At 48.2% G+C, this 425-nt stretch carries 2 rRNA genes; both read right to left on the bottom strand.

Annotated features, from left to right (window positions below):
* Positions 1-37 precede the first annotated feature (37 nt).
* Positions 38-153, bottom strand: a 5S ribosomal RNA gene (rrf, locus tag BHE89_RS21225).
* A 116-nt stretch (positions 154-269) separates the two neighbouring features.
* Positions 270-425: ribosomal RNA gene (locus BHE89_RS21230) — 23S ribosomal RNA — on the bottom strand; the annotation flags it as partial.

Consider the following 425-nt stretch of genomic DNA (forward strand, 5'->3'; position numbering starts at 1 on the left):
GCCAACCCATTGGGTTGGCTTTCTCGTCTTATTTAATGCCTGGCAGTTCCCTACTCTCACATGGGGAGACCCCACACTACCATCGGCGCTACAACGTTTCACTTCTGAGTTCGGCATGGGATCAGGTGGGACCGTTGCGCTATGGCCGCCAAGCAAATTCTGTTTTATTACCCGTCACTCACCTTTTTAGCGGTTCGTCACCAGTAATATCAATCTTAAACAAGCTTACTTCATCGTTTCGTCTCTCTGACAAACACCTTCGGTGTTGTCAGGTTAAGCCTCACGGTTCATTAGTACTGGTTAGCTCAACGTATCGCTACGCTTACACACCCAGCCTATCAACGTCTTAGTCTTAAACGTTCCTTTAGGTCACTCAAGGTGACAGGGAAGACTCATCTCGAGGCAAGTTTCCCGCTTAGATGCTT

It is taken from the genome of Shigella sp. FC1967 (assembly GCF_001743005.1).
Lineage (GTDB): Bacteria > Pseudomonadota > Gammaproteobacteria > Enterobacterales > Enterobacteriaceae > Proteus.